Annotated in this window: 13 protein-coding genes; 5 read left to right on the top strand and 8 right to left on the bottom strand. The window is 66.7% G+C overall.

Going from position 1 to position 15161, the window contains the following annotated elements; translation table 11 throughout:
* Positions 1 to 6 precede the first annotated feature (6 nt).
* Positions 7 to 537, top strand: a complete 531-nt coding sequence (locus tag ACIA76_RS14300; RefSeq protein ID WP_397152218.1) for an NUDIX domain-containing protein — start codon at positions 7 to 9, stop codon at positions 535 to 537.
* Here ACIA76_RS14300 and ACIA76_RS14295 read toward each other — a convergent pair.
* From ACIA76_RS14295 to ACIA76_RS14285, 3 genes are all read right to left on the bottom strand, one after another.
* Positions 514 to 1590, bottom strand: coding sequence for a DUF2332 domain-containing protein (locus tag ACIA76_RS14295; protein ID WP_397152217.1), 1077 nt, complete (start codon positions 1588 to 1590; stop codon positions 514 to 516). The two genes, ACIA76_RS14300 and ACIA76_RS14295, sit on opposite strands and share 24 nt — an antisense overlap.
* Positions 1591 to 1676: 86 nt before the next feature.
* Entirely contained in the window at positions 1677 to 3437 is a 1761-nt protein-coding gene (locus ACIA76_RS14290) for a cutinase family protein (RefSeq protein ID WP_397152216.1), read from the bottom strand.
* A 180-nt stretch (positions 3438 to 3617) separates the two neighbouring features.
* Complete coding sequence (locus ACIA76_RS14285; RefSeq protein WP_397152215.1) at positions 3618 to 5012, bottom strand: FAD-binding protein; 1395 nt, start codon at positions 5010 to 5012, stop codon at positions 3618 to 3620.
* 235 nt (positions 5013 to 5247) lie between these two features.
* On the opposite strand from ACIA76_RS14285, the gene ACIA76_RS14280 reads away from it, so the two are divergent.
* Positions 5248 to 8676 carry a DNA-directed RNA polymerase subunit beta gene (locus ACIA76_RS14280; protein WP_397152571.1) on the top strand — a complete coding sequence of 1143 codons (3429 nt, stop codon included), beginning with the start codon at positions 5248 to 5250 and terminating at the stop codon, positions 8674 to 8676.
* A gap of 17 nt (positions 8677 to 8693) precedes the next feature.
* Here the strand turns inward: ACIA76_RS14280 and ACIA76_RS14275 are convergent, their stop codons facing one another.
* Positions 8694 to 9089 carry a hypothetical protein gene (locus ACIA76_RS14275; protein WP_397152214.1) on the bottom strand — a complete coding sequence of 132 codons (396 nt, stop codon included), beginning with the start codon at positions 9087 to 9089 and terminating at the stop codon, positions 8694 to 8696.
* 11 nt (positions 9090 to 9100) lie between these two features.
* Entirely contained in the window at positions 9101 to 10627 is a 1527-nt protein-coding gene (locus ACIA76_RS14270) for an FAD-dependent monooxygenase (RefSeq protein ID WP_397152213.1), read from the bottom strand.
* 83 nt (positions 10628 to 10710) lie between these two features.
* Here ACIA76_RS14270 and ACIA76_RS14265 point away from each other — a divergent pair, with 83 nt between their 5' ends.
* Complete coding sequence (locus tag ACIA76_RS14265) at positions 10711 to 11235, top strand: MarR family winged helix-turn-helix transcriptional regulator (protein ID WP_397152212.1); 525 nt, start codon at positions 10711 to 10713, stop codon at positions 11233 to 11235.
* Between the two features lie 32 nt (positions 11236 to 11267).
* Here the strand turns inward: ACIA76_RS14265 and ACIA76_RS14260 are convergent, their stop codons facing one another.
* Complete coding sequence (locus tag ACIA76_RS14260) at positions 11268 to 11663, bottom strand: winged helix-turn-helix transcriptional regulator (RefSeq protein ID WP_397152211.1); 396 nt, start codon at positions 11661 to 11663, stop codon at positions 11268 to 11270.
* A gap of 77 nt (positions 11664 to 11740) precedes the next feature.
* Between ACIA76_RS14260 and ACIA76_RS14255 the strand changes: the two genes are divergently transcribed.
* On the top strand, positions 11741 to 12151 hold the full coding sequence (locus ACIA76_RS14255; RefSeq protein ID WP_397152210.1) for a RidA family protein: 411 nt from the start codon (positions 11741 to 11743) through the stop codon (positions 12149 to 12151).
* Between the two features lie 152 nt (positions 12152 to 12303).
* Here ACIA76_RS14255 and ACIA76_RS14250 read toward each other — a convergent pair whose 3' ends face one another.
* Positions 12304 to 12675 (bottom strand): MerR family transcriptional regulator, encoded by a 372-nt coding sequence (locus ACIA76_RS14250; RefSeq protein WP_397152209.1) that lies wholly within the window; start codon positions 12673 to 12675, stop codon positions 12304 to 12306.
* Positions 12676 to 12784: 109 nt separating this feature from the next.
* Here ACIA76_RS14250 and ACIA76_RS14245 point away from each other — a divergent pair, with 109 nt between their 5' ends.
* Positions 12785 to 13855 (top strand): alkene reductase, encoded by a 1071-nt coding sequence (locus ACIA76_RS14245; protein ID WP_397152208.1) that lies wholly within the window; start codon positions 12785 to 12787, stop codon positions 13853 to 13855.
* Here ACIA76_RS14245 and ACIA76_RS14240 read toward each other — a convergent pair.
* Positions 13846 to 15147: an MFS transporter gene (locus ACIA76_RS14240; RefSeq protein WP_397152207.1), complete on the bottom strand. Its 1302-nt coding sequence runs from the start codon at positions 15145 to 15147 to the stop codon at positions 13846 to 13848. The genes ACIA76_RS14245 and ACIA76_RS14240 overlap by 10 nt on opposite strands.
* Positions 15148 to 15161 lie beyond the last annotated feature (14 nt).

The raw sequence follows: 15161 nt of genomic DNA, 5'->3' as shown, positions 1-15161 counted from the left end.
CGCGGCATGGAGACGCTCGGATCGAAGACGGTCTACATCAACCCCTGGATGGAGGTCCGCGAGGACAATGTGCGCCGATCGGACGGCTCCCCCGGCATCTTCGGCGTGGTGCACTGCCCGGATTTCGTCATGCTGGTGCCGATGGACGGCGACCGACTGCATCTGGTCGAGCAGTACCGCTACGCCCAGCGCCGGCGGTGCTGGGAATTCCCCGCCGGGACGCTGCCGGAGCGGGCCGTCGGCGATCCGCTCGAGCTCGCCCATCGGGAGCTGCGGGAGGAGACCGGGTTGCGCGCCGGTCGGCTGATCCGGCTCGGCGCGGTCGATACCGCCCCCGGCTGTATGGCCCAGCGCGGGGAGATCTTCCTCGCCACCGAACTCACCGAGGGCGAGCCCGACCGCGAACCCGAGGAGCAGGATATGCGTTCGGCGTGGTTCGACCGCGCGGTGGTGGAGCGGATGATTCGGGCGGGCGAGATCACCGATTCCCAGACCCTCGCGGCGTATTCGCTGCTACTGCTGCACGAGCGGGGCTGAGGGGAGGAAGGCCGGGATGCCGTGCGGGATGGCCCGGGCCAGCAGGGCCGTGGGCGTCGTGCCGAGCCGCGCGGTGAGCAGGAAGCCGTCGCGATCGTCGACGGAGTGCTCGGGTTCGAAGGCGATGTAGGCGAAGGGCGGATCGGCGGCGGCCAGGCGATCCAGTTCCGCTGTGACCGCGCGCCATTCGTCCTCGGGGACGTACTGCCGCATGACCGAATGCCAGACGATGGTGAGAGTGCCCGGCAGCGGCTCGATCCCGGCGAGGAAGTCGCGGGCGGAGGTGCGCTCGATGGTGACGGGCACCTCCCGGGCCAGTCGCAGGGCGCCGTCGAGGCGGGCCAGGCGGCCGGGCTGATCGGGCCAGATATAGGCACGCAGGGCCAGTGCGTCGCGGGATGAGCAGGGATCCAACGGATTCGGATCACAGCCGCGGCGCTCGATGATCTCGACCCGGGGGTGACGCGCGACGGCGGCGCGCAGCCAGTCCGGCACCGGTCCCCGCCACGCGTGGTCGATCGTGACGGGAGAACCCTCCGGCCCCCAGGCGAGATCGCCTGCCGCCCAACGGAAATGGTCGGCGCGCAGATTGAGGCCCGCACTGCTGCCCAATTCCAGCAGCCGGATCGGCAGCGGCGTCGCATCCACCGCCGCCAGCAGACCGGCCAGCAGCGGGACGGTCCGGCCCACCTCGTTCGTCTGCGGCGGCCGGGTCAGCCAGTCCCGGATCCACTCCGGATGATCGGCCACCACGCGCCGAAAGGCCGCCCACACCCGGCCGTTCGGCTGCGGCTCGGCATGCGGATTCGTGCTCGGATAGTAGGCGGCGAGTTCCGGCGCCGCACCGGACAGGGCGAGCGCGTGCACGGCCGCCAGGAAGCGCAGCGGGATCGCGGCATCGCGTTCGGCGTCCTCATATCCGGCCAGGGCCGCCGCGCACGGGCCACCGGCGGCGACATCGTCGGCCACCTCGGGCAGCAGGGCGGCATAGAGCGGGGATCCGAGTTGGGCGCAGGCCCGGGCGTGTAGGTCGAAGTTCGCGGCGAGGGACATATCCGAACTCTGTAGGTCGCGGGCCGGTGACGCAATGGGCGCGCGGAACCGAGGTTCCGCGCGCCCATCGTCAGGGGGTGCTGCCGCTACCGCACGGGGGCCGTTGTCGGGGTCGTCGACGGCGATGTCGTCGTGATGGGCGCGGGTGTGGTCATGACCGGCTTCGCGATCTGGGGCGTGGTCGGTGCGGCCGGGGTCGTGGTCGGTGCGGTGGTCGTCGCCTCCGGAGCGGTCGTCGCTTCCGGAGTCGTTGCCGCTTCCGGAGTCGTTGTCGCCGTGGCTGATCCGGTTGGCGTGGTGGTCGGTGCGGCCGAGGTCGTGGTCGGCGCGGTGCTGCTGGTCGTGGTGGGCGCGGTGCTGCTGGTCGTGGTCGGTGCTGCGCTGGTAGTGGTCGGCGCCGCGGCCGGTGTGGTCGTGACCGGCGGGTTGGTCTTCTCCTTGGCCGCGGAGTCGGCCGCCTTGTACGCGGCGGCGAGGTCGGCCGAATTCGGCTGGTAGTTCGTATCGACCTGCTGACCCGCCTGCGCCTGCTGGGCCAGATGGGTGAGCCACGCGGCCGCGTATTCGGCGGAGGTCATCGGCCGGCCGTCGGCCGGATCGGCGTTGTGCCAGTAGTCGAAATGATGTCCGGACGCGTTGGGGCCGAGGGTGAGCTGATACGGATCGCTCATGATGACCGGAATGGTGTTCTGGTTGGTCACGATGAGGCCGACGATCTCGTTGAAGACCTTCTGCGGCAGATAGGCCAGCGGGGACATCTGATCCTTGGCGATCGCATCGGCCTTGGCCGGGGCCGGGGGCGGCGTCTGACCCGGCTTGTAGGCCGGATCCGAGACCCGCAGCAGCACCGAGAGGAAGGTCTCGTTGCTGGCCATCCAGTTCGGCTGGGTGGAGATGTAGTTGAACGCGTTGAACGCGATATGCCCGAGGGTGACCGCGACGTCCTGGCCGGTCGCCGGGTTCAGTCCCTCCTTCTCCAGCTTGTCGGCGTTGATCTGGCGGCCGACATTGACCACCAGCTGCAGCAGCGAGACGTTCTGCGGTGCGGCACAGGTCAGATCGCCCTCGGAACAGAACGACGCGACCTTGCCGTTGAGCGCGCCGAAGCCGCCGGCATTGTCCGGCAGTGCGCCCTGACCGGAGATCGGCTGCACGCCGCCGTTCTGGTACTTCTGATCGAAGCCGTCGGGGTGGTTGGGATCCTTGGCACCGGGGAAGGGGCCCTCGCCCGCGGAGCGGCCCGAATCGGCGAGGATCACGACACCGGTGACCTTGTTCGGATCGACGATGCCGTAGTTGCCGTCCTTATCGGCCTGCTGATTGCCCACCTGCATGGCGACCCGGCGGGCGACGTCGGCGCCCTCGCTGTAGCCGACGATGGCGAATTTGGTGTTCGGGCAGGCCATCCGGATCTCGGTCATGACCTTTTCGGTATTCGCGACACCGGCATTGACCGCATCCTCATAGGTCGCCATATCCGCCGGATAGGCGATGTACATGGCGGCATAGGAGTTGGGATCGGAGACGGCCCCGGCCGGGGCATTGATGATCGGATCCTCCCACTGGCTCTTGTAATCCCCGGCCATCGCCGCGGGCAGCTCCTCACCGTGCGGTCCGACCAGCAGCTTCGTGGTTCCCGCCGCCGGGCTGTCGCCGCGACCGGCCACCGAGATGGTCACCATGTCGTGGCATTCGGTGACCGACGCCTTGAGCTGCGTATCGGCGGTGCGGGTGGCGGTCGGCGGCGTCAGCGAGACGGCGACGATCGCCGCCACCCCCAGCGCCGTGGGCGCGGCGATCGCCGCGGCGATCTTCCGGTGCCGCACCAGGAGCTCTCGAAAGGACATGAACCGATCCCCATTTCATTACCGATAAGCAAAACGAGCAGGCCCCCCGACGGGCCGTGTGCCACCAGAGACGTCGGAATCGGGGCGGTCAGTGTTACCGGTTGGGATCGGTTATGTGCTCGAGCTCGCGCTTATGCGATCTCGGACACCGTCAAGCCCCTGGAAATACGGTTGTCCTTTTCATTGGTCGTCCTCGACGAGCCGCAACCGCCGCGCAAGATCGGAAACGAAAACCCGCTCCGGATCCACGGCATCGCGGATCCGCCGCCACTGCTCGAGCCGCGGGTACATCGCCCGGATCGTTTCCGGTGTGGTGCGGGAATCCTTGGCGAAGTACAACCGGCCGCCGACGGCGAGCACGCGCCTGTCGAGCTCGTCGCAGAGCTCGCCCAGCCCGGCCCGCAGCGGGAAATCCAGGCTGAGCATGAAACCCGGATGCGGCCACGACATCGGGGCCGGATTGCCCGGACCCATGCGCTTGAACACGTTGAGAAACGAGCGATGTCCGGAATGGGCGATCGCGCGCACCGCGTCGGCCAGTTGCTCCTCGGCGCCGAACGGCATCGAGAACTGATACTGCATGAATCCGCGGCGACCATAGGCCCGGTTCCATTCCCCCAGCAGATCCAGCGGGTGATAGAACTGCGTCAGATTCTGGATCCGTCCGCGCGCCCGCTTCGGGAAGAAGCGGTAGGCCACCTCGCCCGCGATCTTGGTGGTGAGGTTGTTGACCATCCCGTTCGGGAAGACGTCCGGGACGGTGAACAGCTGCGGCGCATCGAATCTCAACGGATCGCGGCGCAGTTCGGGCGGCAGCTGATCGAGTGTGGCGAGCGATCCACGGCTGAATCCGGCGCGACCCAGCCGCGCGCCGGTGCTGATCGTGTCGGGCACCGACATCGAATACTCGTAGCCGTCGTCCGAGCCGCCGGTCAGCAGCTCCATCGTCTCGTCGAGGCTGTTCGTGCGGTCGTTGTCGACGATGAAATACGCGGATTCGGTGTGCTTCATCCGCACTCGCGCCCGCAGCACGATGCCGGTCAGGCCCATACCGCCCACGGTGGCCCAGAACAGTTCCGCCGCATCGCCTTCCGGGCCGATCGTGCGCACCGAACCGTCGGCGGTCAGCAGATCCATCGACAGCACATGATTGCCGAAGCTGCCGTGCGAGTGATGGTTCTTCCCGTGGATATCGGAGGCGATCGCGCCGCCCACGGTGACCTGACGGGTGCCCGGCAGTACCGGAACCCACAGCCCGTGCGGTAAGACCGCGCGCATCAGCGCATCCAGGCTGACACCGGCATCGACATCGACGACACCGCTGTCCGGATCGATAGTGTGGATATGGGCGAATGCCGTCATATCGACCACGAGACCGCCGCCGTTCTGCGCCGGATCCCCGTAGCTGCGGCCCAGCCCGCGGGCGATGACCCCCCGCGGCCCGACCTCCCGGACCGCGCGCGCGACGGCGTCGATATCGGGTGTGGAAAGTACCTGTGCCACAGTCGGCGCCGTCCGGCTCCAGCCGGTCAGCGGGCGCCGATCGATCACCGTCCCACCTCTAGTGTAATTCACGGTGCCCACCGTACCGGCAGGCGTCCGATGCACTGGCGAATTACCGCTAATGCGCTTGACGAATGATGTATTGGGGTGCCATTATTAATGGGGAAAAGCGCTGCTGTTCAAGTGCTTCCATTCTTCATGCCCTCGACATCGATCGAATTCGGGTGTAGTTTGAGACTTCGCGCGGGGCGCGCGCTGTCCAATTCTCGAAATGCGCAATGACTGTGGAAGCGGCGCTGGCCGCGCGCTGCTGGAAGGACGCATCTTGACAGTCTCGAATCAGACCGAGATCACCGCGAAGCGACTCTCGTTCGCCAAACTCCGTGAGCCCCTGGATGTTCCGGCGCTGCTGGCCATCCAGAGCGATTCGTTCGACTGGTTGACCACCACCGGGCTGGCGGAGCTGCTCGTGGAGGTCAGCCCGATCGAGGACTTCGCCGGGACGATGTCGCTGACCCTGTCCGAACCCCGTTTCGAGGATGTGAAGGCCTCGGTCGAGGAATGTAAGGACAAGGATCTGACGTACGCGGCGCCGTTGTTCGTCACCGCGGAGTTCATGAACAACAACACCGGTGAGATCAAGTCCCAGACGGTCTTCATGGGCGATTTCCCGATGATGACCGGCCGCGGCACGTTCATCATCAACGGCACCGAACGCGTCGTCGTCTCGCAGCTGGTCCGTTCGCCGGGCGTCTACTTCGACGAGTCCAGCGATAAGGGCACCGAGAAGACGCTGCACAGCGTGCGCATCATCCCGTCGCGCGGCGCGTGGCTGGAATTCGATATCGATAAGCGCGATACCGTCGGGGTCCGCATCGACCGCAAACGCCGCCAACCCGTGACGGTCCTGCTCAAGGCCCTCGGTTGGACCACCGAGCAGATCACCGAACGTTTCGGATTCTCCGGGATCATGATGACCTCGCTGGAGCGGGACAACACCGCGGGCGTCGACGAGGCGCTGCTCGACATCCATCGCAAGCTGCGTCCGGGCGAGCCGCCGACGAAGGAGTCGGCGCAGGCCCTGCTGGAGAATCTCTTCTTCAAGGAGAAGCGCTACGACCTCGCGCGCGTCGGCCGCTACAAGGTGAACAAGAAACTGGGCATCCACACCGGCGAGGTCGTCGGCTCACCGGTGCTCACCGAGGAGGACATCGTCACGATCGTCGAATACCTGCTGCGCCTGCACGCGGGTGATTCGGTGATGACCGCGCCCGGCGGCCTCGAGGTCCCGGTCGAGGTCGACGATATCGATCATTTCGGCAACCGCCGCCTGCGCACCATCGGAGAGCTGATCCAGAACCAGATCCGGATCGGCCTGTCACGCATGGAACGCGTGGTGCGCGAGCGCATGACGACCCAGGACGTCGAGGCGATGACGCCGCAGACGCTGATGAACATCCGCCCCGTCGTCGCGGGGATCCGGGAGTTCTTCGGCACCTCGCAGATGTCGCAGTTCCTGGACGAGCGCAATCCGCTCGCGAGTCTGACCCAGAAACGCCGCCTGTCCGCACTCGGCCCGGGTGGTCTGACCCGCGAACGCGCGGGTCTCGAGGTCCGCGATGTGCATTACAGCCATTACGGCCGGATGTGCCCGATCGAGACGCCCGAGGGCCCGAGCATCGGGCTGATCGGTTATCTGTCGGTCTATGCGCGGGTCAACCCGTTCGGCTTCATCGAGACGCCGTATCGCAAGGTGATCGACGGCACGGTGACCGATGAGGTCGACTATCTCACCGCCGATCTGGAGGACCGGCATGTCGTGGCGCAGGCCAATGAGCCGCTCGATGCCGCGGACCGCTTCGTCTCCGATCGAATCGCGGTGCGGCGCCGCAATTCCGAGGTCGAGCTCGTCGATTCCGCCGCAGTGGATTACATGGACGTCTCACCGCGCCAGATGGTGTCGGTGGCGACCGCCATGATTCCGTTCCTCGAGCACGACGACGCCAACCGTGCCCTCATGGGCGCGAATATGCAGAAGCAGGCCGTGCCGCTGATGCGTTCCGAGGCCCCGATCGTCGGCACCGGTATGGAGCTGCGGGCCGCGATCGATTCCGGTGATGTCGTGGTGAACGAGAAAGCCGGTGTGGTGGAGGAGGTTTCGGCCGATTACGTCACCGTGATGGCCGACGACGGCACGCGGAAGTCCTATCGCATGCACAAGTTCGCTCGGACGAACCAGGGCACCTGCGCGAATCAGCGTCCGATCGTGGACGAGGGCATGCGGGTCGAGAAGGGCCAGGTTCTGGCCGACGGGCCGTGCACCGAGAACGGTGAGATGGCCCTGGGGAAGAACCTTTTGGTGGCGATCATGCCGTGGGAGGGGCACAACTACGAGGACGCGATCATCCTGTCGGAGCGCCTCGTAGAGGAGGACGTCCTCACCTCGATCCATATCGAGGAGCACGAGATCGATGCCCGGGACACGAAATTGGGTGCGGAGGAGATCACCCGGGACCTCCCGAACATCGCCGACGAGATCCTGGCCGATCTCGATGAGCGCGGCGTTGTGCGTATCGGTGCCGAGGTTCGTGACGGTGACATCCTGGTCGGCAAGGTGACCCCGAAGGGTGAGACCGAGCTGACTCCGGAGGAGCGGTTGCTGCGTGCGATCTTCGGTGAGAAGGCGCGTGAGGTCCGTGATACGTCGTTGAAGGTGCCTCACGGTGAGTCGGGCAAGGTCATCGGTATCCGGGTGTTCTCGCGCGAGGATGACGATGATCTGCCTCCGGGTGTGAACGAGCTGGTGCGCGTGTATGTGGCGCAGAAGCGCAAGATTCAGGACGGTGACAAGCTCGCCGGTCGTCACGGTAACAAGGGTGTTATCGGCAAGATCCTCCCGAAGGAGGATATGCCGTTCATGCCCGATGGCACGCCGGTCGACATCATCCTGAATACCCATGGTGTGCCGCGTCGTATGAATATCGGCCAGATCCTGGAGACGCATCTGGGCTGGATCGGTAAGGCGGGCTGGAACATTCGGCTCACCGACGGCGTCCGTCCGGACTGGGCGCGGCGATTGCCCGGGGAGTTGTTGTCGGCGGATCCGGATACGAATCTCGCGACACCCGTCTTCGACGGCGCGCGCGAGGAGGAGCTGACCGGTCTACTCGCCTCGACCCTGCCCAACCGCGACGGCGATGTCATGGTCGGAACCGATGGTAAGGCAACGTTGTTCGACGGCCGCACCGGCGAACCGTTCCCCTACCCCATCGCCGTCGGCTACATGTACATCCTGAAACTGCACCACCTGGTCGACGACAAGATTCACGCGCGTTCGACCGGTCCGTACTCGATGATCACGCAGCAGCCGCTGGGTGGTAAGGCGCAGTTCGGTGGTCAGCGTTTCGGTGAGATGGAATGTTGGGCCATGCAGGCCTACGGCGCCGCCTACACCTTGCAGGAGTTGCTCACCATCAAGTCCGATGACGTGGTGGGTCGTGTGAAGGTGTACGAGGCGATCGTCAAGGGCGAGAACATCCCCGAGCCGGGTATTCCGGAGTCGTTCAAGGTTCTGCTCAAGGAACTCCAGTCCCTATGCCTCAACGTCGAGGTCCTCTCGGCAGGTTCCGCCGTCGAATTGAGCCGCGGCGACGACGATTTCGACCGCACCGCCGCGAACCTGGGAATCACGCTGTCCCGCAACGAATCCGCGACCGTATACGACCTGCCGAGCTGACCTGTCGATCGGCCGTATCACCCCCGCCGCGGACGAAGCAGCGCGACGCCGATGCCGAGTCCGGCGGTGGAGGCGATATGGCTGATCAGGGCGCCCCGATTGGGGGACCATTCGCCGATCGCGGGCCCGCCGGACCAGAGGGCGGCCGCGAAACCCCCTGCGGCCCAGGCCATTGCCCGCCACAGCTGCGGCGATCGCGCCGAACCGGCGGCCGCCCCGGTCGCGATGGTCCCGAAGGCGCCGAGGGTGATCAGCGCCTCGCGAGCCATGTGGTACTGGGCATGTCGCTCGCCGAGCCGATCCCCGGCTACTCGATAGGTCTCATCGGTGATGTGGCCGATCGTCTGCCATATCGACGGGACCGCGGCGATCGCTCCGAACAGCAGGGCGGCATTGCCGAGTTTCTCCGGCATCGGATTCTCCTTCAGAGGTACGAATTCTGTTGGGCACCGGTCCATTCGGCGATGACATCGGATACCGCGGCGGTGTCGGCCAATTCCTCGCCGTGCCATGCCGCCGCCGCGTACCCGTCGGGCCGGACGAGAACCGCCGCCCTGCCCTCCCAGCCGCGTATCGACCGCAACGGGATCACCCGCTCGTGATGGGGGATCGGTATCGCCGTCGAGTCGAGCGCGATCAGTGCGAATTGGTCGGGATGCAGTGCGCGGTGCAGGGTTTCGCCCGTCGTCAGCGGCAGATTCGGCACCCGTCGTCCGGCCGGCGCGCCCTGCGGGCCGATACCGGCCGGGGCATAGGCGATATCGAGGCCCGACACCCAGCCGCGCAGCTCGTCCGCGGTATCACCATCGCGAGCGATGAGATTCGACATCAGTTCTCGCAGAGCGGCATTGCCCGGGGTGAACGTCGTCATCAGTGCGCCCTGGGCCAAGGTGTTCGATGCGAGCCGTGCCGCGATCGGGCGACGTTCGGCGTCGAACGATCGCGGTCCGTCGATAATGCTCGCGGGCGCGCGGCCCGACGCCTCGGCGGCGAGTTTCCACGCCAGATTGGCGGCGTCCTGCATGCCGACGTTCATGCCCTGACCGGCCGCCGGAAGATGAACGTGGGCGGCGTCGCCGGCGAGGAAGACCCGGCCGGCGCGATAGCGATCCGCATGCCGGGTGGCGTTGCCGAGGCGGGCGGTCCGAAGGATTTCGCGCAGGCCGAGGTCGTCCCCGGTCAGTCGCCACAGCAGTGCTCGCAGCTCGGCCTCGCCGAAATCCTCGGTCTGTCGGATGCGTGCCCGCTCGGGCGTCAGATTCGAATCGCCGGGCTCCATCCCGAAGAGGCGATGCACCCCGTCCGTCAGCGGCACCACGCTGTACCAGCCGCGCTCGACATCCCAATGGTGTGTGGTCGTCGGCGGGCGATCGAGACGGACATCGGCGAGGAAGCCGACTCCCGTGCTGTCGGTGCCCGGGAAGTCGATACCGGCCGACTTCCGTACCGCGCTGTGTGCGCCGTCCGCGCCGACCACATACCGAGCCCGGGCCCGTCGGCCGCCCGCGCCGGTGACGGTGACCCCGTCGTCGTTCTGCTCCAATCCGGTAACCTCCCAACCGGTTTCGACGACGACCCCGGCCGCGGCGAGATGCTCGTCCAGCAGCCGCTCGGTCTCGGGCTGGGTCAGGGTCAATACGAACGGATACGAGGTGTCGAGATTCCCGTACGGCAGATGATCCGGAAGCGAGGCGAAATGTGCTGACGGCCGGGGTATTCCGGTGTCGACCATGCGGGCCGCCAGCGAGGCGCCGCCGGTGACCGCCGGATCGGCGGGTAAGGATTCCAGGATCTCCAGTGTGCGGGGATGGATCACCGCGGCGCGCAACTGGCCGACCCGGTCGGGGCGCGCATCGAGGATTCGGATCGACAGCCGGGCCCGGTGCAGCAGGGCGGCCACGGTCATGCCCACGGGTCCGGCCCCGACCACGATGACGTCGGTACTGTTCATGCTTCCTACTTCCGGAGGAGCGAATTACCTTGATATCAAGGCTTCTCCGCCGTTGCCTTGATGTCAAGATAAAAGGAGCGACGATGGCCGCCACACCACATGACCCGGTCGACGACCTCATCGAGTTCATCGCGCGCTCGCACGGTCCGCAGGGCAAGCACGGCGACCTGCGCGCCAAATCGACGGCCTACCGACTGCGGCAGGTGGCCCATCGCCTGGAATTGGAGATGCGCCGGGAACTCTCGCGATACGGCATCGATCTCTGGGAGCTCGAACTCCTCGCGGCGCTGTTGCGCGCACCCGGCGAGCGGCTCAGTGCGGGCCAGCTCATGAACGAAATCCAGCTCACCTCAGGCACTGTCACACATCGCGTGACGCGGGTGCAGGACCGCGGCTGGGTTCGTCGCGATCCGGATCCGGCCGACGGCCGCTCGGTCATCGTGTCCCTCACCGAGGCCGGCCGCCGGCGCGCACTGGAGGTCTTCGACGTCAAAACCGATGTCGAGCGCCATGTTTTCGCGGTGCTCGAACCCGAGACCCTGGACCTGATGAACGATGCGCTCCGACGGATCGCTGCGCGGTTGACCAGCCTGAACGAGATAACCTGACGGCATCTCGCGCCGCGGTGCTCACGAATGGATCAACTCGGCATCTCTTCGGTTCGAATCCGGTCGTCGAAATGCGCGCGGGCACGCTCGACATCGGGCAGCGTGGCGGTGGACCAGTGCAGGAGTGCGTCGATGAGATCCTGTAGGGACTTTCCCAGCGGTGCGATGCGGTACTCGACGGCGATGGGCCGTGTGCTCGTGAGAACGCGCTCGACCATCCCGTTGCGCTCCAGGCGGCGCAGCGCGGTCGTGAGCGATTTCTGCGTCACGACCGGGATCGCCCGGCGGAGTTCGTTGAAGCGCAACGGCTGTGCGCACAGCGCGTCGAGAATCTGCAGTGACCATTTGTCGAGCACCTGATCGAGCAGGTCACGGTGCTGTTCGGTGAGCTGCGGGCTGTTCGATCGCGGCGCTGTGGTTTCCGGCATGACACCTAGTCTCGTTGAAGTTCCCTTCGAGTACCAGGTAGACATCGGATACCTACTCCACGGCGAAAGGGATATCCATGACAGTGCGGCTGCTGACTCCGGAAGATATGTTCACTCCCGTTCCGTACCAACATGTTTCGATCGGCACGGGCACCCGCCAGGTGCATGTGGCGGGCCAGATCGCGCGCGACGCCGAGGGCAATCCGGTGGCGCCGGGCGACCTCACCGGCCAGCTCGCACAGGCGCTGCGCAATACGGCACGCGGATTGGCCGGTGCCGGAGCGGGTTTCGCCGATGTCGTACGCCTCCGGTTCTACGTCACGCACTGGAGCCCCGACAAGTACCACGCCTTCATCGCCGGTATCGACTGTGTCGCAGACGAACTCGGGATCCCGCGCCCGTTGCCGCCCGTATCGGCGATCGGCGTCGACTACCTGTTCGAACCCGATGTGCTCGTCGAGGTCGAGGCCTACGCCGTGCTCGACTGAGATTCCTGGGGAACGGCAGGGGCCGATCCTCGGCCTATCAGCCGCCATCCTGCCGTGACTCGCCGGATTCCGGCACGCAACCACCGGCTCGGATGCTCGAAACGAACGACCTGCCAGTCGATCCCGTGTGCGGCCGATCCGTGTTTGTGCGTTTACTGCGGCTGACACTGATCGCCGGTGATGATCATTTCGTTCGTGCAGGCGATCATGGCGTCCAGTTCATCGCGGGTGTGGGTCAGGTCGCCGATTTGGCGATCGATTCGATCACGTTCGGCGGCAAACCTTTCCGCGAGTTCCGGTGTTGCCATGCCCGCGGCCATGCACGGCAGGATGTCGAGGATCGACTTGCTGGACAGGCCGGCCGAGTACATTCGCTGGATCATTTCGACGCGGACGATGGCGTGGTCGGGGTAGTGGCGCTGGCCGCTGGGGCTGCGGTCGGCGGCGAGCAGGTGGTGTTCCTCGTAGTAACGCAGGGCGCGGACGCTGACTCCGGTCTTGGCGGCCAACTCGCCGATTCGCATGGTGCCTCCTGGTGATCCGGGTCACTGCTAGTTGCCTCTGACGTCAGCGTCAGGTTTTAGCGTAGCGGGTATCCGATCGAAGTTTCCACCGGCACTGAGGAATTGAATCGTGACCAGCTTGTTCGACAGCTACCGACTCGGCACTCTGCGACTGCCCAACCGGGTGGTGATGGCGCCTATGTCGCGCGTCAGGGCCACCGCGGACGGACTGCCCACCGCATCGATGGCAACCTATTACGCGCAGCGGGCCACCGCGGGGCTGATCGTCACCGAGGGGGTGTATCCGAGCCTGGTGGGGCAGTCGAATCCCGGCGCGCCCGGCCTGCATACCGACGCGCAGGCGGTCGCGTGGCGCCCGGTGACCGATGCCGTACACGCCAATGGCGGCCGCCTCTTCGCGCAACTCATGCACGGCGGTCGGGTCGGACATCCGGATGTGGCCGGATATCAGCCGGTCGGCCCGTCCGCGGTCGCATTGCGGGCCGAAGTGTTCACCGGTGCAAGGGGTCTGCAGCCCGCGCCGGTGCCTCGTGCCCTCGAGATAGGCGAGATTCCCGGCGAGGCACAGGCTTACGCCGATGCCGCGCGGCGCGCGATCGACGCGGGATTCGACGGCGTCGAATTGCACGGCGCCAACGGATATCTGATCCAGCAGTTCCTGTCCTCCGGGGCCAATCAGCGCACCGACGCCTACGGCGGATCCCTTACCGGCCGAATCCGTTTCGCCGTCGAGGCGGCCGAGGCCACCGCCGACGCGATCGGCGCCGACCGGGTCGGCATCCGGCTATCACCGGGTGGCACGGTCTGGGATACCGTCGAAGACGATGTGCCCGAACTGTACGGCGCCCTGTTCGCCGAGCTCGCGCGGCTCGACCTCGCCTACGTCCACGTACTGGCCACCGCCGCGGAGGATCTGCTGATCACGCTGCGCAAAGCCTGGCCGAACGCGTTCATCCTCAACCCCGGCGGCCAGATCGGCCCCACCCCGACCGGCCACGCCGACGGCGAACACTGGCTGGCCCAGGGCGCCGACCTGATCGGCTTCGGCCGGGCCTACCTCGCCAATCCCGATCTGGTGGAACGGCTTCGCACCGGTGTGCCGCTGCGCGACAACGACAAGGACACCTGGTATCAGGGCGGCGACACCGGCTACCTGGACTACCCGAGCCATCAGTACTGACGACGCCCGTCGTGTAGGTTCTCGGAATTCGTGGCCATCATCGGTTTGCTGACCTGCTCCTTCTCTTCTGGTCTCAGTTCGATGGCAATTCTTCGATGCGGGCTCGGACGTCCACGCACGGTCGCGATAGCGATAGTGACGGCGGCCAGTTCGATCAGTGCCCCGGTCCAGGCGACGCCTGCGGTGCCGATGCGGTCGAGCGCGAACGAGCCCGCCAGGCTGCCTGCGCTGATGCCGACATAGACGGCACTTGCGTTGAGCGACAGCACTATCCCGGCGGCCGATGGTGCCAGGTCGACGAGGCGGTGTTGCTGGATGGGGGCGAACGACCAGCCGAAGATGCCCCACCCGATCATGGCCACGGCTGCCAGCACCGCACCGAGTCGTCCGGGACCGCCGGTGCTGCACAGCAGCCCGAGTATCGCGAGCGCGACGGCGAGTCCCGCCGTACTGATCGGGAGCAGGCGGACGGTCGGGTACCGGTCGGCGGCCCGGCCACCGAGAGTGTTGCCGACGACCGCGGCGACGCCGAAGATCAGCAGCCAGCCGCTGAGCGCCGTCTCGTGCACCCCGGCCGCGGAACCGAGCACCGGGCCGATGAAGGTCAAGACGGTGAATGCCCCCGCGATCCACGTCGCCGTCAACAGCAGTGCCGCCCACACGCGCATGCTGGCGAAGGCGATCGATCCCGTGGTGGTCTGCTCCGCGCCGGCCGGTATCGGCGGGAGCAGGGCCACCAGTCCGATGGCAGTGATCGTCGCGAGCACCGAAACCCCGGCGAAGGTCGCTCGCCAACCCAACCACCCGCCGACGAGCGTGCCGAGTGGGACTCCCACCGCGGTGGCCACGCTGATCCCGGCGCCGACGGTGGCCAGCGCCCGGCCCCGGCGCTCGGCAGTGACCAGGGTGGCCGCGGCCGCCGACGCGGCCGGTGTGAATGCGGCCGCGGTCAGCGCCGCCAGCACCCGGGCGGCGAGCATCGTGTCGTAGTCGCGGACAACCGCGGTGGCGATGTTCGCGGCGGCGAATCCGGCCAGGCTGACGAGCAGGACACCGCGCCGGGAGAATCGCGCGGTCAGCGCGCCCGCCACCGGTGCGCCGACGGCGTAGGCCAGGGCGAATACGGTCACCAGCCGCCCGGCCGCGGCGGTTCCGACACCGAGATCCGCGCCGATGGGCGACAACAACCCGGTGATGACATAGCCGTCGGTACCGATCGCGAACAATCCGGCTGCCAGCAACAGCAGAACGGATCGTTCGGAACCGGGCTTCGGCACAACACTTTCCGACATACCCGGCAATCTAG

It is taken from the genome of Nocardia sp. NPDC051570 (genome assembly GCF_044454005.1).
Classification (GTDB): domain Bacteria; phylum Actinomycetota; class Actinomycetes; order Mycobacteriales; family Mycobacteriaceae; genus Nocardia.
Note: the sequence above shows the minus strand (reverse complement) of the source record. Positions and strands in the feature narration are given on the sequence as shown.